The organism is Microvirga sp. jy35, from assembly GCF_056148915.1.
On the sequence record NZ_JBWBEW010000018.1, the window covers coordinates 1 to 18,175 of the forward strand.

Below are 18,175 nucleotides of genomic sequence, written 5' to 3' on the forward strand. Positions count from 1 at the left end.
GTAGACCTTGTCGTTGCCGGTGCCGCCATAGAGCTTGTCATTGCCGCCACGACCCTTGACCGTGTCGTTGCCGCCCTGAGCCTTGATCGTGTCGTCGACGTTGTCCCGGCCGTTCAGCGTCTCGGACCGGGCTGTGCCCGTGCGGCTGGCGACCTGATTGGCTGGAGGAGGCGGAGGAAGCGCGACCTCGTTTGTGCCGGCGATATTCACCGTTACCGTCGTTCCAGTGCCGTCGGCACTGAACACCTCGAAGCTGTCAGTGTAGACTTGGTCCTTGCCGAACTCGTTGTGAGCCGAGGAAGTCACGTAGGTCCACTGGCCGTTAGCGCCGATGGAGAAGCTGCCGTACTGGCCGGCTGTGCTCGTCTGCACCCGGTATGTCGCCTCTCCGCTATCCGGATCCGTTATGGTGAGCTGGCCACCAGTTGACAGAGCTGCGTCCGTCTCAGTCAGATTTACCATAGCCGAGGACAGAACTGCCCCGTCGTTTGTGCCGGTGATATTCACCGTCACCGTCGTTCTGGTGCCATCAGCGCTGAACACCTCGAAGCTGTCGGTGTAGACCTGGTTCTGGACGAACTCGTTGTGAGCCGAGGACGCCACATAGGTCCACTGGCCGTTAGCGCCGATCCCGAACGTGCCGTACTGGCCAGCCGTGCCGGACTGTGCCCGGAAGGTTGCCTCGCCACTGTCCGCGTCCGTGATAGTGAGCTGGCCGCCGGTCGACAGAACTGCGTCGGTCTCGGTCAGGTTTGCCGTCGCGGAGGATAAGACTGCGTTGGCCGGAGGAGGATTCTGGTTCGGAACCCAAACATCTCCAACGAGCTTGCCGTCTGCAAACTGCAGAACTTCGATGTTGAGTAGGTTATCCGTGCCTTCATTCGTGCCGGCGACGGTCCGGCTCGCGCCGGTCCCAGTAATCGTGTAGTTCGCCCGGTTGCCGGAGAACTGAGCCGTATCGTTTCCTTCGCCGCCATCCAGCGTGTCGTTGCCCGCGCCGCCTATCAGCGTGTCGTCACCGCCATAGCCATACAACTTGTTGGCTGTGCTGTTGCCAACGACGAGGTTGCTAAGCTGATTGCCCGCGCCGTCTGTCGCCCATCTCGCCAGCGGATCACCGGGGTTGGCAGGGTCAATCAGATAGAGATTCTCCACGTTGGCCGCCAAGGGGCTGGCAACCGGGATGGAGATGGAGCTGACGATGGTATCGGTCCCTTCTCCAGCCGCTTCCGTGACGATGTCCTGAGTGTGATCAACATAGTAGGTATCGTTGCCCAATCCGCCCTGCATTCTGTCGGCTCCGCCGCCGCCGTTCAGGACATTGTGCCCGGCATTGCCGTTCAACGTGTTGGCACCAGTATTGCCGTTTGCCGTCAGGTTGCCTGTGCCTGTCAGCGTGAGCTCTTCGACTTGAGCTGAGAGCGTATAATCGACGCTGCTGTAGACATGATCGTAGCCCCCTAGAACGCCATTGGCTTTTTCAACGATGAGAACGCTAGTGTTGTCGACAATATAGACATCGTTGCCATCGCCGCCCTGCAGCGTGTCAGCACCTCCGCCTCCATTGATCGTGTCTGCTCCGCCGAAACTTTCGAGATTGTTGGCCGCAGCGTTGCCGATCAAGACATTATCAAGCTCGTTCCCGTAGCCGTTGATCGCGGCAGATCCGGTCAATGTAAGGTTTTCGACATTAGCTCCAAGGGTGTGTTTGGCTGAGGAGCGGACATGATCAGTGCCTTCACCCGGATTTTCCGTAACGACGTCACCGTCTTTGTTGACAATGTAGGTGTCATTGCCAGCACCACCAGCCATTGTATCGACGCCAGCAGAGCCAGTGAGCGTATCGTCACCCGCGGTTGCGATGCCACCGGTCGTGTTGCCTTGGATTACAGTTCCTGTCGCTCCAGCAGACTTGTTCGTGGCCTCCTCGTGGATGGCGTAACGCGCATCCTCGGGATTGACGGTATTGTTGAGGATCTGAGTTCCGGTTGAGTAGTAGTTCTTCAGCGGGAATTTTGGCGGGCTGTTGGGTGAATCGCCATCCGGGTAGTCTTGGCGCAGGCGAATCTGGACTTCGTCAAAGCCACCCTGGAGTTCCTGTGAGTTGCTCGAGATGAAGCTGTCTTTGACAACCGTGTTGGTCGAGCCCTCAATGCGCACGCCTTGGCGCATGTTGTCGTGAACATTAGCTCCGCTAATGGTTACATTATCGGACAAGCTGACCAGAATACCCTCGCGGAGATTGCCGGAGTATTCACCGCCAATAATCTGAACGTTGTTGACGCGGGCAATTTCAGATTCATCGCCGCGCTGGATGTCACCGCGCTGAACTACAATACCTGCGCCGCTTGTGCCGGAGCCATTGTCCTTGGCGATGTTGTTCTGAAGGATAATATTGCTTGAGGCATTCTGAATGTTGAAGCCATGGCGATCATTATTATAAGATTCGTTGTTCGCATAAAGGCCGCCCACAACACCATCAGCCACGAAGCCATCTTTTCCGTTATTGTGAGCAACGGAGTTCGTAACTGTGAAATTATAGGTGATCTCGTGCGGATTGATCCCATATCCCGTGCAGTTCATCACCTCCAAGTTATCGAGGGTGATGTTGGTCTGCTTGCGACCGGTGCCGTCATCCTTGATGCCGCAGATGAATCCGGCCTGCTCCCCGATGTTGTTCGCGCGGTTGCCGTCGATGACAAGATTGGTGATCGCGACGTTATCAACACCTACGAGATCAGTCCGAACAATGCCGTTGATCTTGGCGTCAAAACGATCCTCAAGTTTGATAACTGTTCTAGGGAGCCCGCTCGGATCTCCTGTTCCCGTTAGCTTGACGCCAGAGAGCAGTTCAATCGCACCGGTCGAGGGGTCGGTCTTGTCTCCCGTGACGAGCCACTCTTGTGCGCTGAGTTGAACCGTTACCTGCTGTTTCGTCGTGTTGTACTCTTGATTAGCTTGTACGATGGCCGCCTTGATCCTAGCGACGTTCTCCGCTGCGTTGGTTGAAGGGTTCTCGAGAAGAATTGTCGTCATTACGATTTCCTTATGACCCGAAGTTCGTTCGAGTTGGTTCAATCACGAGCGTCACCGTCACCAGACCTTCGTCCGGAGCCTGCAATGCGATGATCGCCGGTTGTCGTGTTCTGCCGCTATCGCTGCGGCATGGTTCAGAGCCGCGTGAGCGTCGATCCGAGGAAGTGCCGCTGCCGTGTGGGCAGGCGATCCTTCCGGTCGTCAAGGCGGAGCCGGTCCTGCCTCGTGTGAAGTCATGAGCATAAGGCTGTGTCCTCTGCAGTAACTGCCAGATTGCTCAAGATTAAATAGGCATTTCCGCAAATTCGAAATGGTGCAATTTTGTATTGTCGACGCAATTTCGAGTTAATGCGTCCGCCGCTGCGACTAAGGCTAATGCTGTTGAAGTATAATCTCTAACCCTAAGGGATTGATGCCGCTCTGTCAGAGCTTGACCGGAAGGGTTGAGGGTCCAACCCCTCTCCCTGCAATTCTGCCGGTTTTGGGAAGACTCGATGGAGTTCACAATGCTACGGGCCGAGGCCATTCGCCGACACCACCGGTGGGAAGTGTGCGAGGCAAGGGCAGGTGTCCCTGACAACGGCAGTATGGTCCTTGAATTCACTCGCAGATTACGTATATACTTTATTGTATATACGGAGCATAAGGATGGCCACCGCGAAGGTTTTCAAATCGGGCAATAGTCAAGCTGTGCGACTACCTAAGCAGTTTCGCTTCACCAGCGATGAGGTCGAGATCTATCGGCGTGGCGACGAAATCGTCCTACGCGAGAAACCCAAGACGCTGGCCCGTGCGTTCGAACTGCTGTGTGAGTTGCCGGAAGTCGAGCGCGAGGATGGACCGCCGCAGGAGCGCGAGGGGCTATGACAGCCCAACCCCGTTATCTTCTCGACACCAACATCTGCATCGACATCCGACGGGAGCGACCGCAAGCGGTCATGGAGCGGTTCAAGGTGCTGCCTCCCGGTTCGACGGCGATCTCGGTTATAACCTATGGGGAACTGGCTTATGGGAGTCGGAAAAGCCCGGATCCTCGTAAAGCGATGATGGTCTTGGAGGAACTGATTACCCTTATTCCAGTCTTGCCGATGGCCGCCGATGTGGCCGAAGCGTATGGATCCATCCGATCTCATCTTGCTGCTCGCGGCGAACTGATCGGCAACAACGATCTTTGGATCGCCGCCCATGCCAAGAGTCTTGAGGTGATCCTGGTTACCAACAATGAGAAAGAGTTTCAGCGGGTGAGAGGCCTCAAAATCGAAAACTGGGCTAAGGGATAATTGCTGCCGGCTGGACGGCCCTGAAAGTGCCCCGTTCGGTGACGCCGCGGCACCCTTGATCGGTCAGCACACACGCCCAGACCGCTGCCGGCGTTGCGCCCACCACTCCGCAAGTTTGCAGTTCATGACTTCTGCCCCAGCTCTGACTGGACCATCGTCTTCTTCCGCAAGCGGTAGATGTCAGGAGCAAACTGGGCCTGCGCTGCTCCGAGACCGGTCAGGACAGTCGCTGCGTTCGTTGGATCGGCAGCGAGCGAACTCGTTAACTAAGACGGAGAGCTATTTTCGCGGCACGATGCTGCCGTCAATCTTCTTCTTCCAACGACTTCGCTTGCCGCAGGGCATTGGGCATTTGATCTGGTTGGCGCCAAGATGCCGGATCTTCTGCCGTTTGGCTTTGGCGGCACGCTGATGATCGTCGCGTGTCTTGGCCTGTGCACACGTGGCATGCGCGGGCCCCATATTGTCGGGCTCGTCTGTACCTCCCAACTCCAGTGCCCGAATAGGCTCGATGATCCAGCGCTCACGGACGCCATCAATGCGCCGCTCGCAGAGCACGCAGATCCCTCTGGCCCGCTCCCAGATGGCGAGCCGCACGCGTGGTGAGAGACGAGCCCGCCGGGTCATCCCGAGATCGGTTCGTTCAACAAGGGGCATGCCACAGGCTCCTCAGCGCTCATCAGGGCGAGAGCCTGGTGTGCTTGGCGCTTGCTCGGAGCGATCATGTCCCCGGTTCTCATCCGTTGGGCTGCTGTCATGGTCGTCGACAGGCATGAGACGGACCCGCAGCCCCGTTGAAGCAACGGTGAGGGTCTGCGATACCAGCGGCGAGACCATCGATGCGCTGTCCTGGATCCCCGCCGTGATGGACAGGCCGTGCAGTTGCTGGGCTTGGGCCGGCGCATCCTGCAACTGATTGGGCTGAGCCGGCGGCCGGGTGTCCGTTTCCTGCTCCTCCACAAGGGCCAACACGTGCTCGGCGCGGCGCGCGAGGATGATTGTTTCCAATGGGCTGAGGCCGAGTTGCTCATTGCAGGGATCCCGCAGCACTGACGCCAGGTCCCTGATCAAACGGATCAGGAGATCACAATCGCGGCAGGTGCGAAGGGCTGCTTCTTCGGCGGCATTCCGGTCATGGGCAATCAGAGCCTGGACAACGGCGCGAGCTGAGCGAACGGCATAGCGGAGGTGGGTTGAAGGATACGAAGAGGAAGCAATTGGATCGTGATCATCAACCATGGAAGATCCTTCAAGTAAGCCAAAAAACGTTATAGCGTTATTTACGTTACGTCAAGTGACTTCCATTCCTCAAGCGTGGTCAGCGTCACGCGACAGTCCAAGGTGCGAGGGTGGTCGCTGCCTCGGTGTCATCGGTCGCGACACCATGCAGGCGTCTGAAGGATGAATCGCCTTTGCCTGCACTTCGCGCCTCACGTTTTGGCAGAACGAACCCAATCGCTTCACAGCAGGGTGCGTTGTGCTCCTGACCGCTACAGAGCTTGGTTGCCGTTGCCGGAGCATCTCCAGCGATCCGATCTTTTTCCCTCCTCGCGTGTTGTGACTCCTGTGCTCATCAGGAGGACCGGAGAGGAATGGCGGTCAACGGGGACATTCTGGATTGCCTGATTGTCGGCGGCGGGCCTGCGGGGTTGACGACGGCTTTGTATCTGGCCCGCTTCAAGCGGCGGTTTCGGGTGATCGACAGCGGGTCGCCTCGGGCGGCCTGGATCCCCACCAGCCACAACATCCCCATGTTCGCGGAAGGGATCTCGGGCAAGGATCTCCTGGCACGGGCCCGGACCAATCTTGAGCAGTATGGGGATTGCATCTTGCCCGGCATGGTCACGGGCCTGCGCAAGCAGCCTGACCGCTTCATCGCCGTGGTGGAGGGCCATGACGGTTCCACGAGCCAGATTGCTGCGCGCCGGGTCGTGATCGCCACGGGAGCCGTCGATATCGAGCCCGACCTGCCGGACGTGCCCAACGCGATCCAGCAGGGGCTCGTGCGCTACTGCCCGATCTGCGACGGCTACGAGTCCCGCGACCAGAAGATCGCCGTTATCGCCTATGGCGCCCATGGCATCGGGGAGGCGGTCTTCATCGCCCGCACCTATTCCAGGGACGTGACGCTTCTGACCTTGGGGCAGCAGCTTGAGCTCGATGCCGAGCAGCGGGCGAAGCTCGACGAGCATGGGATCAAGGTGGTCGAGGCTCCTGTCGAGTCGCTTGCCATGGAGAACGACCGGATCTCTGCCGTGAACGTCGCCGGCACGGAGCATCGCTTCGATGTGCTCTATTCGGCGCTCGGCCTCAAGTATCGCTCGGATCTCGCCATCTCCCTCGGCGCCGAGCACGACCCGTCGGGCAGCCTGATCGTTGACAGCCATTGCCAGACCAGCGTCAAAGGTCTGTACGCGGCCGGCGACATCGTCAGGGGCATCGACCAGATCGTGGTCGGCATGAGCCACGCGGCCGTGGCTGCGACCCACATCCACAACCATTGCGAGCTGCCCACCGAAGACGAGCCCGGCGGCGCTTGAGCGCCGACCCTAGGACAGCGCCTTTGCCAGCAGCGGCAGGCTGATGTCCATGCGATAGTCGACCGAGGAATGGTCGTCGTGGAATTCCTCATAGGTGTGGGGAATGGCGGCGGCGTCGAGCTTCCGGCGCATGATCCGCGAGCCATAGACCATGTTGTACTGATCGATGTCGCCGCAATCGATGTAGAGGGCCTTCAGCCGGCGAAGGTTCTCCTGGCGCCGCGGGTCGTCCACCATGCGCAGCGGGTCCCAGCGCAGCCAGTTGGCCCAGCGCTCCTCGATGATCTCGCAGGTCTCGAGATCCACCGGCAGGCGGATGCCGTAGAATTGGCTGGGGTCGGGATCGAAGCTCGCTGCCTGGGCGAGCAGCATCAGGGTGTGCCAGTCCTTGTCCTTTGCCTTGGGCCCCGCCTCTAATTTGCGCAGGAAGGCCTCGATGGACATGCCGTGATCCATCAGGTGGCGGAGCGCTCCGGCGAACTCACCCAGGTTATAAAGGTATTCGAAGCCCACATCCCCCGAATGCGAGGCGGCGGCCGACCAGACGGAGCCGCCGTGCCGAAGCGCGTGCACCATGGCGCCGTAGCCACCCGAACTCTTGCCGAACACGCCCCGCCGCCCGTCCCCGCCGCAGCCGAAGCGCTCCTCGACGAAGGGCAGCATCTCGCGGATGAGGAAGGTCTCCCAGAGGCCCATGGCGGCGCTGTCGACATATTGGTTGCCGCCGAGCCTGGTGAAGCAGTCGGGGAAGGCCACCGCAACGGGCGGCATGGCGCCGGTGCCGATCAGCCGGTCCAGGCGCTCGGGCACGTTCTCTCCGTAGTTCTTCCAGTTGGTATGCGCCGGCCCACCGGCCGTGTAGCCGACGAGATCTACGAGGAGAGGAAGGCCGCTTCCGTCATGACCTGCGGGCACATAGACGTCCACACGACGACGGGAGGGATCGCCGAGCAGATTGTCCTTGAGGCATTCGCTGTCGATCCAGAAGCTGTGCACCGTACCTGCCGGTACGTCATGATTCTTGCGCATCGTGATCCCTCGTGAGGCCAATTGCCCGAGATGTGACGGCTCAAACGGCACTTGTCCAGAATTCGGCTCGTCGTGCCGGTTAATAAGTCCTTACCCCACCTAGCCATTCCACAGGCTGCGAGTCTACGGTGCAGCCCCAGGTATCAGAGTGAAGATGTCATACTTGGGGGTGTACTTATGACCGAGAGTTTCCTGCCGCGATGGAGCTTGAAGACCGAAGGTGTCGTCATGCCGGACGAGCGGCTGCCGACCGGCCAGATGGTGGTCGTCGGCCTGCAGCATGTGGTGGCCATGTTCGGCGCAACCGTGCTGGCCCCGATTCTGATGGGCTTCGACCCGAATGTCTCGATCCTGTTCTCCGGCATCGCGACGCTGATCTTCTTCGTCGTGGTCGGCGGCCGGGTGCCGAGCTATCTGGGTTCCAGCTTCGCCTTCATCGGCCCCGTCCTCGTCGCCACCGGCGCGAGCGTGGGCAGTCCCAATCCCAACATTCCCCTGGCGCTCGGCGGCATCATCGCGGCCGGCGCGCTCTACTTCCTCATCGGCCTCGTGGTACAACTGGCGGGACACCGCTGGATCGAGCGGCTGATGCCGCCTGTGGTCACGGGTGCCATCGTGGCCGCCATCGGCCTCGTGCTTGCACCCATTGCGATCAACAGCGCCTCCGGCATCACACCCGACAACCAGAACGGCAGCGACTTCGCCCGCTGGATCGCCCTCGCCACCGTCGTGGCGGTGGGCCTCATGGCGGTCTACGCGCCGGGGATCTGGCGGCGCCTGCCGGTGCTGATCGGCGGCGTGCTCGGCTATCTGATCTACTTCATCTGCGCGAACGTGCTGGGCCTCGGCCAAGCCATCGACTTCTCGAAGATCGGGGCGGCGGCCTGGTTCGGCCTGCCGTCCTTCCAGAGCCCCGTCTTCGACATGCGCGCCATGAGCCTCATCGCTCCAGTGGCAGTGATCCTGGTGGCCGAGAACCTCGGGCACATCAAGGCGATCGGCGCCATGACGGGCCGCAACCTCGATCCCTATCTCGGCCGCGCCTTCATGGGCGATGGCGTTGCCACCATGCTGTCGGGTGCCGCCGGCGGCACGGGCATGACCACTTACGCCGAGAACATGGGTGTGATGGCCGTCACCCGCATCTATTCCACGCTGGTCTTCCTCATCGCCGCGGCCTTCGCGCTGCTCCTCGGTCTTTCCCCTAAGTTCGGCGCCTTCATCGGCACGATCCCTGGGCCTGTGCTCGGCGGCCTCTCCATCGTGGTCTTCGGCCTCATCGCCGCGACTGCGGGGCGGATCTGGGTGGAGAACCGGGTCGACTTCTCAAACCCGCGCAACCTGATCACGGTGGCGGTGGCTCTGATCCTGGGTGCCGGCAACTTCAAGCTGAACGTGGCGGGCTTCACTCTGGACGGCATCGGAACGGCGACCTTCGGCGCCATCATCCTCTACCACCTCCTGAGCATGGCACCGGGCACGGCAGACCGCACCGAGACCGTGCACTAGTCATCAGCTTCTCCAGGAACAGGCATTTCGAGCCCGCGTTGAGATCCAACGCGGGCTTCGCCTTTTGCCTGGCCTGTCTCGTCCTGGCTGGAGGCCCGCATCCGCTTCGCACAAGGGATGTCAGCATGAGTTCCGACCAGAACCAGACCCTGCCGCCTCAGGTGCAGGACCAGCAGCTCGGCCATGATACCGAGATGAACCCGCGGCCCGACTACGAGCCGCGCTATGCGGGCAGCAACCGGCTGCAGGGCAAGGTCGCCCTCATCACCGGCGGAGACAGCGGCATCGGCGTGCAACGGCCGTTCTCTTTGCCGGCGAAGGTGCCGGCCTGGCGATCATGTACCTGAACGAGAACGAGGACGCACAGGAGACGAAGCGTCTCGTGAAGAGGCAAGGGCGCTCGTGCCTGACCATCGCAGGCGATGTGGGCGATCCGGGCTTCTGCCGCTCGGCCGTGGATCAGGTGATCCAACGCTTCGGCAAATTGGACGTGCTCGTGAACAATGCGGCGGAGCAGCACCCGAATGGCGGCGATCCCAAGGAGGCCTGAAACAAGAAGGGCGGCTCGAAAGAGCCGCCCGATCCTTCGTGGCGCTGCAGGAGATGTCAGCGTCTGCGGCGTACGCGCACCGGTACCGGATTATGCGAAGGGGTCGTCAACACGAACAGCAACATGACCGCCGAGAGGGAGCCGCCGATCAGGAAAAGGACTTCCGCGATTTCAACCTGGGAAGCCATCCCGGTGATCGCGGCAAACGCAGAGACAACAGCAAAGATAAAAAATGCACGAAGGGCAACCGAGCGATTCATTGGCCATCTCTCCCAAGTGTTCTTGGAAACGTGTGGGGGGAAGTCGAGTTCCATGCGAATAAAAGCCTGGAGGATTACTGTTGAACGACTGATGAACAGGCTCGATGAACTGCACAAGGCGGAACCTTACAGTCGCGCTTGGCGTTGTTTGAACATCGTCGGCTTACAGTCGATTGTAATGTTAGCGAGGTAACACCATGCTCGGTTGGGCAGTCACTTTTCTCATCATCGCTCTCGTCGCAGCTCTGTTCGGCTTCGGGGGCATCGCCGGCACCGCCGTTGAGATCGCGAAGCTGATTTTCTTCGTCGCGATCGTGTTGTTCGCGATCTCGGCCGTCATCGGCCTGCTGCGCGGGCGCAGCCCGATGTGATGCCGCTTCGGCACCTTTAGCGTCGAACGCCGCCCGTCAAAGGCGGCGTTTGTCGTTTGGAAGCAGCGGCCCCTCTGCTGCATCAGCTCTGCAGGGCAGCCCGGGTCATGCTGTCGGGGCCGAGGTCTTCGATATCATCGACGTTCAGCAGAGAGGCGAGCCGAATGCGCGCCCGGTTCACGCGGCTCTTGATGGTGCCGACAGCGCAGTCGCAGATGGTTGCGGCTTCCTCATAGGAAAAGCCCGATGCCCCCACCAGGAGAAGGGCTTCACGCTGGTCTCCAGGAAGTTTGGCGAGAGCGCTGCGGAAATCCTCGAAGTCGAGGTGGGAGCCCTGCTCGGGCTGAACCTTCAGGCGCCCGGCATAGGAGCCGTCGGGATCCTCCACCTCGCGCCGGCGCTTCCTGTACTCGGAATGGAAGAGGTTGCGCAGAATGGTGAAGAGCCACGCATTCAGGTTCGTGCCGGGTTCGAACCGATGCAGATTGGAGAGGGCCCGCAGGAGGGTATCCTGAACAAGGTCATCGGCCCTGTCGAGCTGACCAGAGAGTGAGATAGCGAAGGCGCGGAGGCTGGGGACCGCCGCGAGAAGAGCCTCCCGTAATTCGGGCTCCGGCTCTGGGGTCATTGAGACCCTTCCTTTCGCCCGTTCTTGTCCAACTGGTCGAGCAGTTCCCTGAAGCGGTCCGGAACAGGCTGCTGCATGAGCTCGTCGTACATGGCGCGGAGTTGGTCGCCGATGCGTTTCTGGCTGCCGCTGTCGAGCTTAGGATCGGTTGCGAGCTCGTTACCCAAGGCGCCGTCGGGACCGACCCGAGCGAGCTTGTTCCCCTTATCAACCGTCATATTAGTCCCCTTGCCATCCCTTATTTGCTGGGGGTGGCCAACCTTGGCAGTATCCATATATTCGTTTTCGAGCAATAACGCTCATTGCTGCCCACGGTTCCATTCTGTGGAACTTTTGCAGCTTTGCAGCGTTGAAAGATCCATCGGTACAACGAGTCAAAAGCACAGTTAAGGGGAAGCGAATGTCGACAGCCCAGCTTGTCGTCCAGCACTTACCATATCTTCGGCGCTACGCGCGCGCTCTCACAGGCAGTCAGATGGCTGGGGACGCTTATGTCGCCGCGACCCTCGAGACGCTTGTAAGCGAGCCCGAGACCATCGGCCCATCCGGCAACGTGAAGGTCGAGCTCTTCCAGGTGTTCACGCGAATTTGGAACTCCCTGTCGGTGAATGGCCGCAGCGAGCAGATCCAGCGTGATCTGCCGGCCGAAGTTCGGCTCGGGCAGATCACGCCGCTTCCCCGTCAGGCCTTCCTTCTCTCCTGCCTTGAAGGCTTCGGAGAAGAAGAGGTCGGCCAGATCCTCGATGTCGACACGCGAACCGTGCGTGATCTCGTCGATGAAGCAGGGCGCGAGCTTGCAGCCGATATGGCCACGGACATCCTCATCATCGAGGACGAGCCCCTGATCGCCATGGATCTGGAGGCACTTGTCGAAGGGTTGGGGCACAACGTCACCGGCGTCGCTCGCACGCGCACGGAGGCCGTCAAGCTGGCTGCCGCCAAGCAGCCCGGCCTGATCCTGGCCGACATTCAGCTGGCTGACGGAAGCTCCGGCCTCGATGCGGTGAACGATCTCCTGAAATCCTTCGAGGTTCCGGTCATCTTCATTACGGCCTATCCGGAACGGTTCCTGACAGGTGAGCGCCCCGAACCGGCCTTCCTGATCGCCAAGCCGTTCCAGCCGGCAAACGTCTCTGCGGTCATCAGCCAAGCCCTGTTCTTCCAGCAGAGCGCACGCCGACGCGAGGCTCGTGCCGCCACGGCTTGAGACCGAACGCATATCAAACCGAATAGTAATGGCCCGGCTGAAAAGCCGGGCTTTTACTTTTTGGCATGTATTGGGCGCAAAAAAAGACGGGCTCAAAAGCCCGTCTAAGGTGCCGGCCAATGCACAAGGGGAATGCGGGGAGGACCAGGAGGCCGGTGCTTTAAGAACGCCCTATCGAAAACAAAGGTTCCAGGCTTTTTATCCCTCTTTTTATTCTTATCTCCTACGTAAGGATGCAGGAACATCAAAGATATCGTCGCGTTGAATTTCGAAACGCTGAGGTTGAAGAGCAGGAGAGAGGGATGTTCCGTACCCCTGTGGCACTGGTGGGACTGGCTGGGGTTTTCTTTGTCGCGGGCAGCTTCGTTCCCGCCTCCTTCAACCTGTCTCCTCAGGCGCAATCCGAAGTTCTGTCCGACGCTGCGCTGCCCCAGCACATGGGCACTGCAAACAAGAGGGATCGCATGATGGCCCCGGTTCCGAGCGCGAGCCCGGCGACCGTGTCGATCGTTGAACTCGTTGGCGTCACCCAGGCAACGGTGATCCTTCGCGATCGCGACGGGAAGGTGCTGTATAAGTCCGATCCCCGTTCCGGCACCACGATCTATGCCCGCGATACGGAGCTGCCTGTCGTGACGCTCAAGGAGGATACGCAGGCTCCTGCTGCCCAGCATCCGGTCAGTCAGCGGGAGGGTACCGAAGCTCCCCGCGAGCAGAAGCAGAAAACACGCAAGCCAGTCGGGTGCCTCGGCGATGTCAGCCCTCTGGCCAAAGCGAGCGCCGACAGGATGCCGAGCCTCTGCCTGGCGCTTCTCCAGCAGTCTCTTTCCTGACCGCCCTGCCAGCGCGGGTTACGCGCGTGGGGCCAACACGGTGCCTGTTCGTGAGATCCGGTGCCGCCTGAGAGCGGGAAGATCCTTCCGACGGGCCGCGGGTGGCGTGGGAGCCGAATGTTGACGGAAAGGCTCCCGTTCTGAGTTCAGTATTTCTGTTTTCCGCACGAAAGGCGCCAGATAAATCTGAATCTTTGGAATATTGGCAAGTATTGATCCTAGGCTGGAATGTTAAGCCAGCCATTCACATTGCCTTGAATAAGTCAATGTTCGGAACGGTTGCTCGCGCCGGGCGTTTAACCCTCGCGCACTTTAGGCGCATAACGTGATTTAATGAATCCTCAGGAGAACTAAGCAATGCTGAAGAAGCATATGGCAACTTGCCTTGTAGTGACGGCTTTCGCGGCTGCGCCCGCCCTCGCACAGACCTCGACGACCCCCTCGGCTCCCACCGATCGCCCGGCCGCCTCCGGTACCGGCACCACCTCGACCGGCTCGCCGGCCATGCAGCCTGGCGCTTCCGGCTCTTCCTCGACGATGAGCCAATCCTCGTCGACCATGACCCAGAGCGGTGGCATGCAGGGTCAGTTCATGACCAAGATGGAAGCCAATCAGATGATGGCTTCGGAACTGATCGGCACCCGCGTCATCGGCGCCAACAATGAGTCGATCGGCGACATCAATGACGTCATCATGGACCGCAACGGTCAGATCATGGCGGCCGTGGTCGGTGTCGGTGGGTTCCTGGGCATTGGCGAAAAGGATGTGGCCGTTCCGTTCAATGCGCTCGAGTTCATGAATGCCCAGCAGGCTCAGGCCATGAACAACAACAGCGGCGGCACCAACAACAACGTCGCGACCACGGGTTCGACCGCAACGGGTTCGACGGCAACGGGCAACACCGCCACGACAGGCTCGGGTACGGCCGGCTCTTCCAACATGACGGCCAGCAACACCTCCGCCAACCAGAACCAGCCTGAGCGCGTGGTTCTGCGTATGACGAAGGATCAGCTCCAGGCCGCTCCTGCTTTCGACGATGATGGCGGCAACGCCAACAACTCGACCACCGGTTCTGCCAGCCAGTCGGGCACTTCGACGGCTCCGAAGCAGTAATCTGTCATTCGGCCGAGAGGCTAAGCGGCGTCTGGGAAGTCCCAGGCGCCGCTTTTTCATGTCCAGGAGATTACCCGCACATGAGGCAAAAATAAAAGGCGCAGCCATTGGCTGCGCCTCAAAGGTGCCGGTCCAAGGGGGCATTCGGACCAGTTGTAGGCTTAACGGCAGTTGGACATTCCGGTTCCAGCAGAATTCGAAAAATTCTGCCGCTCTCATTCGGCCGGCAGCGGCCGGGGCCTTCCGGACTTGTTGACGCACAAGGAACCGGGGTCCGGGGCATACGTTGCCGTTTCAAGCATGATGCGGAGGAAGCCATGACTGCGACGAATGAGCTGGATGCTGTCTTGTGTCAGGAGGAGCTGCCGGATGAGTTTTCCAGGCTGACGTCGAGCTCTCCCTACAGGGACAAGCCGTCCGTGGCTTCGATGCTCAGCGGCATCATCTCAGTCTGTCACCAGGACGAGGTGACCTGTCCCTTGATGCTGAGGCGGCATCTCGTTGTTCCGGCATGGCCGCACGTACTGCCTGCGGGAGCGAGTCCCGGCATCTGAACGATCAGCGTTCAAGGTTTTTCATTTATGGTCGAAGCATTGCCCTTTCCGTCTGCCGCCGGTTCCGTGTCGATCCTGTTCCATCCGAGCACGGTTCCGGTCATCGACGTGTTCCGCTCCCTGAACCGTCTGGAAGACCAGTACGACCTGGCCATGCTCGACGGTCCTGAACAGGCACTGGCAGCCTATACCCAGGCTGAGATCGCGAAAGGGATCATTTCGGACGCGCTCCTTCTGGCCTTTGCTCTGACCCGGCAGCGCGGGCGCCCCTTCGTCCACAGGCCGATCGGATCCCGACATGGAAGCTTGGACGAATATTGTCTTCTGACAATGATTGGAGCCTCCCGCGATCCCGGCTCGGGGGTGGCCAGCGAGGCAGCCCGCTATCTGGACATCGTGTCGCTCGACTTCATGTCAGCCTTGGCGGGGGATCTCGTAAAGCAGATCGATCTCGGTGCCGTGGCGTTCGACGTTCCGAACTTCCTGCACTTCCGCGCCATCGTGGGTGTCGGAGCTGCCCAGGAGGTTCTCGTGGAAACCGCTCTGACCCGTGCTGAATTCAACTTCAGGCACCAGTAAAAATTTTTTCCAACACAATGATGCAAAGTAAAGGGGCCGCTAAGCGGCCCCTTTGATTATTGCAGCTGATGAAAGCGTTATTCCTGATTGCCGCGGGTGTTGCCCGAGGCCTGACCGCCCTTGCGGCCGGCTTCCGAGGCGAGTTCGCGGTCCTGCGAGAAGGAACGCTTCTCGGCTGGAACACTCTTGCCGCCCTTGCTGGCGATTTCACGCTGCCGGTCGGAATCCATCGACGCGAAGCCACGCTTCGAGGTCGAACCACCTGCCATTTATGCCTCCTAATCGAGTGGTGTTCGTGCTTCATCAACCGCTCGCGGATTCGATGGTTCCGGTGAGAAAGGGTCAACCTTTGCAAAAAATTTTGCGAAATTATTCAGACCCTACGAATTGTTGCGTCTGGTGCAAATGTTTGACTGGAGGAAACAAGGCAACATCTTGTCGGTAGGAATAAGAGCCAAGAAGGTACTTACCTCGATACAGGCGAAGAATGGTGCCTATATTTGCCAATAGATGCCTCATCGAAGGTAAGTCATAGAAGCTCGACAATTCTCACCGAGTCCGCTCTCCGAAATCAGTATAATGGTAAGTCCATGATCTTGGATGATGAGGCGGCAAGCCGGGTGTGCTCAGGCGCCTGCTGTCGATATAAGGGTAGCGCACTGCTTCGAGCGCACCTGTAGTAACGGCGGAGGATGGAAGACGGGATGACCTACGACGACAACAATGTGTTCGCGAAGATCCTTCGCGGGGAGCTGCCCTGCCACAAGGTCTACGAGACGGATCGGGTTCTGGCCTTCATGGATGTCATGCCCCGGGGCGACGGCCACGTGCTGGTGATCCCCAAGGCGAAGGCTCGCAACCTCCTTGACATCGAGCCGGACGATCTCGCGGAACTCGCCAAGGCCGTGCAGGTCGTCGGCAAGGCGGCCAAGGCTGCGCTTTCGGCCGACGGACTGACGATCCAGCAGTTCAATGAGAGCGCCGGAGGGCAGGTGGTCTTCCACATCCACTTCCACGTCATTCCCCGTTTCGAGGGCGTGGCGCTCAAGCCCCATACGGGCCAGATGGAAAAGCCGGAAGTGCTGGCGGGAATGGCGGACAGGATCCGCGCTGCCCTGGCTTCGGCATAAGGACGTAAGCGGCGGGGCGCGCCTGCCGCTCTCCTTTGCGAGACTTCAGTCTGCCCAATCGAGGGAACGGGACACGGCTTTGTTCCAGAGGGTATTCAGGCGCTCGCGGCGGGAGGCCTCCATGGCGGGCCTCCAGCGCTTGTCCACGGCCCAGTTGCGCACCAATTCGTCTGTCCCGCTCCAGAATCCCGTGGCCAGACCGGCCGCATAGGCCGCGCCGAGGGCCGTGGTCTCAATCACCTTCGGGCGCACCACCGGCACATCGAGGATGTCCGCCTGGAACTGCATCAAAAGCTCGTTGACGACCATACCACCGTCCGTGCGCAGTTCCCGTGCAGTGATGCCCGTGTCCTTGGTCATGGCGTCCAGAACCTCACGGGTCTGGAAAGCCGTGGCCTCGAGGGCTGCGCGGGCGATGTGCGCCTTGGTGGCGTAGCGTGTCAGGCCGCCGATGAGGCCGCGGGCATGGGAGTTCCAGTGCGGCGCATAGAGCCCCGAGAAGGCCGGCACGATGGTCACGCCGCCATTGTCCTCGACGCTGCGCGCAAGGGTTTCAATGTCGGGGCTCTGCTCGATCATGCCGAGATTGTCGCGCAGCCACTGCACGAGGGCTCCTGCAATCGCGATCGAGCCTTCCAGGGCATAGACAGCCTTCCCCTGGCCGAAACGGTAACCTACCGTGGTGAGGAGACCGCATTTCGACGGATAGGGCGTCTCGCCGGTGTTCATCAGCATGAAACAGCCGGTGCCGTAGGTGTTCTTGGCCTCCCCCTGCTGGAAGCAGGCCTGCCCCACAAGCGCCGCCTGCTGGTCGCCCAGAATGCCGGCAATCGGCACGCCGGCCAGATTGTCGGTCGCCTCGCCATAGACCTCGCTCGACGAGCGGATCTGCGGCAGGCAGGCGCGCGGGATCTCGAACAGGCGAAGGATCTCCTCGTCCCAGTCGAGGGTCCGCAGATCCATGAGCTGCGTCCGGCTCGCATTGGTCACGTCAGTGATGTGGCAGCCGCCGTTGACGCCCCCGGTCAGGTTCCAGACCAGCCAGGTGTCGATGTTGCCGAACAGAACGTCGCCGGACTGCGCCTTCTCGCGGGCGCCGGGCACGTTGTCGAGGAGCCAGCGCAGCTTGAGGCCGGAGAAATAGCTCGCCAGCGGCAGGCCGGTCTTGTCGCGCAGGCGGTCGTAACCGCCGTCACGGGCGAACTCCTCGACGATCGGGTCGACGCGGGTGTCCTGCCAGACAAGCGCGTTGTGAAGCGGCTTGCCCGTGCGCTTGTCCCAGATCAGCGTCGTCTCGCGCTGGTTCGTAATCCCGATAGCGGCGATGTCCTGCGGCTTGAGACCTTTCTTCGCCAGGGCCTCCTGGATCACCGCTTGCGTGTTGCGCCAGATCTCGAGCGGATCGTGCTCCACATAGCCGGGCTTGGGGTAGATCTGCTCGTGCTCCTTCTGCCCGACCGAGACGATGCTCCCGGCCTTGTCGAACACGATGAAGCGCGAGCTGGTCGTGCCCTGATCGATGGCACCGACGTATTGAGCCATGTCCTTCCCCGATT

21 protein-coding genes are annotated in these 18,175 nt (G+C 60.4%); 12 read left to right on the forward strand and 9 right to left on the reverse strand.

Features of this window, described 5'->3' with window-relative positions:
* Positions 1-3,036 (reverse strand): VCBS domain-containing protein (locus AC0QTX_RS14725; protein WP_474604568.1); only part of this gene is annotated, 3,036 nt, incomplete at its 3' end.
* 648 nt (positions 3,037-3,684) lie between these two features.
* Here AC0QTX_RS14725 and AC0QTX_RS14730 point away from each other — a divergent pair.
* Both AC0QTX_RS14730 and vapC read left to right on the forward strand, forming a co-directional pair.
* Positions 3,685-3,903, forward strand: a complete 219-nt coding sequence (locus AC0QTX_RS14730; RefSeq protein ID WP_474604569.1) for an antitoxin — start codon at positions 3,685-3,687, stop codon at positions 3,901-3,903.
* Positions 3,900-4,316 carry a type II toxin-antitoxin system tRNA(fMet)-specific endonuclease VapC gene (gene vapC, locus AC0QTX_RS14735; RefSeq protein ID WP_474604570.1) on the forward strand — a complete coding sequence of 139 codons (417 nt, stop codon included), beginning with the start codon at positions 3,900-3,902 and terminating at the stop codon, positions 4,314-4,316. Before AC0QTX_RS14730 ends, vapC begins: the two co-directional genes overlap by 4 nt.
* Positions 4,317-4,595: 279 nt before the next feature.
* Here vapC and AC0QTX_RS14740 read toward each other — a convergent pair whose 3' ends face one another.
* Entirely contained in the window at positions 4,596-4,973 is a 378-nt protein-coding gene (locus AC0QTX_RS14740) for a hypothetical protein (protein WP_474604571.1), read from the reverse strand.
* Between the two features lie 12 nt (positions 4,974-4,985).
* Positions 4,986-5,555, reverse strand: a complete 570-nt coding sequence (locus tag AC0QTX_RS14745) for a hypothetical protein (protein WP_474604572.1) — start codon at positions 5,553-5,555, stop codon at positions 4,986-4,988.
* Between the two features lie 353 nt (positions 5,556-5,908).
* Between AC0QTX_RS14745 and AC0QTX_RS14750 the strand changes: the two genes are divergently transcribed.
* Positions 5,909-6,856, forward strand: a complete 948-nt coding sequence (locus AC0QTX_RS14750; RefSeq protein ID WP_474604573.1) for an NAD(P)/FAD-dependent oxidoreductase — start codon at positions 5,909-5,911, stop codon at positions 6,854-6,856.
* A 9-nt stretch (positions 6,857-6,865) separates the two neighbouring features.
* On the opposite strand, the gene AC0QTX_RS14755 is transcribed toward AC0QTX_RS14750, so the two are convergent.
* Positions 6,866-7,885 (reverse strand): alpha/beta hydrolase, encoded by a 1,020-nt coding sequence (locus AC0QTX_RS14755; protein WP_474604574.1) that lies wholly within the window; start codon positions 7,883-7,885, stop codon positions 6,866-6,868.
* Between the two features lie 177 nt (positions 7,886-8,062).
* Here AC0QTX_RS14755 and AC0QTX_RS14760 point away from each other — a divergent pair, with 177 nt between their 5' ends.
* The 3 genes from AC0QTX_RS14760 to AC0QTX_RS14770 all read left to right on the forward strand — a co-directional run bounded on the left by AC0QTX_RS14760 (position 8,063) and on the right by AC0QTX_RS14770 (position 9,944).
* Positions 8,063-9,394 carry a solute carrier family 23 protein gene (locus AC0QTX_RS14760; RefSeq protein WP_474604575.1) on the forward strand — a complete coding sequence of 444 codons (1,332 nt, stop codon included), beginning with the start codon at positions 8,063-8,065 and terminating at the stop codon, positions 9,392-9,394.
* A gap of 125 nt (positions 9,395-9,519) precedes the next feature.
* Positions 9,520-9,741 (forward strand): hypothetical protein, encoded by a 222-nt coding sequence (locus AC0QTX_RS14765; RefSeq protein WP_474604576.1) that lies wholly within the window; start codon positions 9,520-9,522, stop codon positions 9,739-9,741.
* Complete coding sequence (locus tag AC0QTX_RS14770; RefSeq protein WP_474604577.1) at positions 9,732-9,944, forward strand: SDR family NAD(P)-dependent oxidoreductase; 213 nt, start codon at positions 9,732-9,734, stop codon at positions 9,942-9,944. Before AC0QTX_RS14765 ends, AC0QTX_RS14770 begins: the two co-directional genes overlap by 10 nt.
* A 56-nt stretch (positions 9,945-10,000) precedes the next feature.
* Here the strand turns inward: AC0QTX_RS14770 and AC0QTX_RS14775 are convergent, their stop codons facing one another.
* Positions 10,001-10,204, reverse strand: coding sequence for a hypothetical protein (locus AC0QTX_RS14775; protein ID WP_474604578.1), 204 nt, complete (start codon positions 10,202-10,204; stop codon positions 10,001-10,003).
* 197 nt (positions 10,205-10,401) lie between these two features.
* On the opposite strand from AC0QTX_RS14775, the gene AC0QTX_RS14780 reads away from it, so the two are divergent.
* Entirely contained in the window at positions 10,402-10,575 is a 174-nt protein-coding gene (locus AC0QTX_RS14780) for a DUF1328 domain-containing protein (RefSeq protein WP_009494036.1), read from the forward strand.
* An 82-nt stretch (positions 10,576-10,657) separates the two neighbouring features.
* Here AC0QTX_RS14780 and AC0QTX_RS14785 read toward each other — a convergent pair whose 3' ends face one another.
* Positions 10,658-11,203, reverse strand: coding sequence for a sigma-70 family RNA polymerase sigma factor (locus AC0QTX_RS14785; protein ID WP_474604579.1), 546 nt, complete (start codon positions 11,201-11,203; stop codon positions 10,658-10,660).
* Positions 11,200-11,421, reverse strand: coding sequence for a NepR family anti-sigma factor (locus AC0QTX_RS14790; RefSeq protein ID WP_474604580.1), 222 nt, complete (start codon positions 11,419-11,421; stop codon positions 11,200-11,202). The genes AC0QTX_RS14785 and AC0QTX_RS14790 overlap by 4 nt, the downstream gene beginning before the upstream one ends.
* Positions 11,422-11,603: 182 nt before the next feature.
* On the opposite strand from AC0QTX_RS14790, the gene AC0QTX_RS14795 reads away from it, so the two are divergent.
* The 4 genes from AC0QTX_RS14795 (at position 11,604) to AC0QTX_RS14810 (ending at position 15,489) form a co-directional block, all read left to right on the forward strand.
* The gene (locus AC0QTX_RS14795) at positions 11,604-12,410 is read left to right on the forward strand and encodes a response regulator (protein WP_036347878.1); all 807 of its coding nucleotides are present in this window, start codon (positions 11,604-11,606) and stop codon (positions 12,408-12,410) included.
* Between the two features lie 302 nt (positions 12,411-12,712).
* Positions 12,713-13,243: a hypothetical protein gene (locus AC0QTX_RS14800; RefSeq protein WP_474604581.1), complete on the forward strand. Its 531-nt coding sequence runs from the start codon at positions 12,713-12,715 to the stop codon at positions 13,241-13,243.
* A gap of 357 nt (positions 13,244-13,600) precedes the next feature.
* Positions 13,601-14,356, forward strand: a complete 756-nt coding sequence (locus AC0QTX_RS14805) for a PRC-barrel domain-containing protein (RefSeq protein WP_474604582.1) — start codon at positions 13,601-13,603, stop codon at positions 14,354-14,356.
* 581 nt (positions 14,357-14,937) lie between these two features.
* Positions 14,938-15,489, forward strand: a complete 552-nt coding sequence (locus AC0QTX_RS14810; RefSeq protein WP_474604583.1) for a hypothetical protein — start codon at positions 14,938-14,940, stop codon at positions 15,487-15,489.
* A 77-nt stretch (positions 15,490-15,566) separates the two neighbouring features.
* Here the strand turns inward: AC0QTX_RS14810 and AC0QTX_RS14815 are convergent, their stop codons facing one another.
* Positions 15,567-15,758 (reverse strand): con-10 family general stress protein, encoded by a 192-nt coding sequence (locus AC0QTX_RS14815; RefSeq protein WP_009494027.1) that lies wholly within the window; start codon positions 15,756-15,758, stop codon positions 15,567-15,569.
* 435 nt (positions 15,759-16,193) lie between these two features.
* On the opposite strand from AC0QTX_RS14815, the gene AC0QTX_RS14820 reads away from it, so the two are divergent.
* The gene (locus AC0QTX_RS14820; RefSeq protein WP_474604584.1) at positions 16,194-16,619 is read left to right on the forward strand and encodes an HIT family protein; all 426 of its coding nucleotides are present in this window, start codon (positions 16,194-16,196) and stop codon (positions 16,617-16,619) included.
* A 45-nt stretch (positions 16,620-16,664) separates the two neighbouring features.
* On the opposite strand, the gene glpK is transcribed toward AC0QTX_RS14820, so the two are convergent.
* Positions 16,665-18,161, reverse strand: coding sequence for a glycerol kinase GlpK (glpK, locus tag AC0QTX_RS14825; protein WP_474604585.1), 1,497 nt, complete (start codon positions 18,159-18,161; stop codon positions 16,665-16,667).
* Positions 18,162-18,175 lie beyond the last annotated feature (14 nt).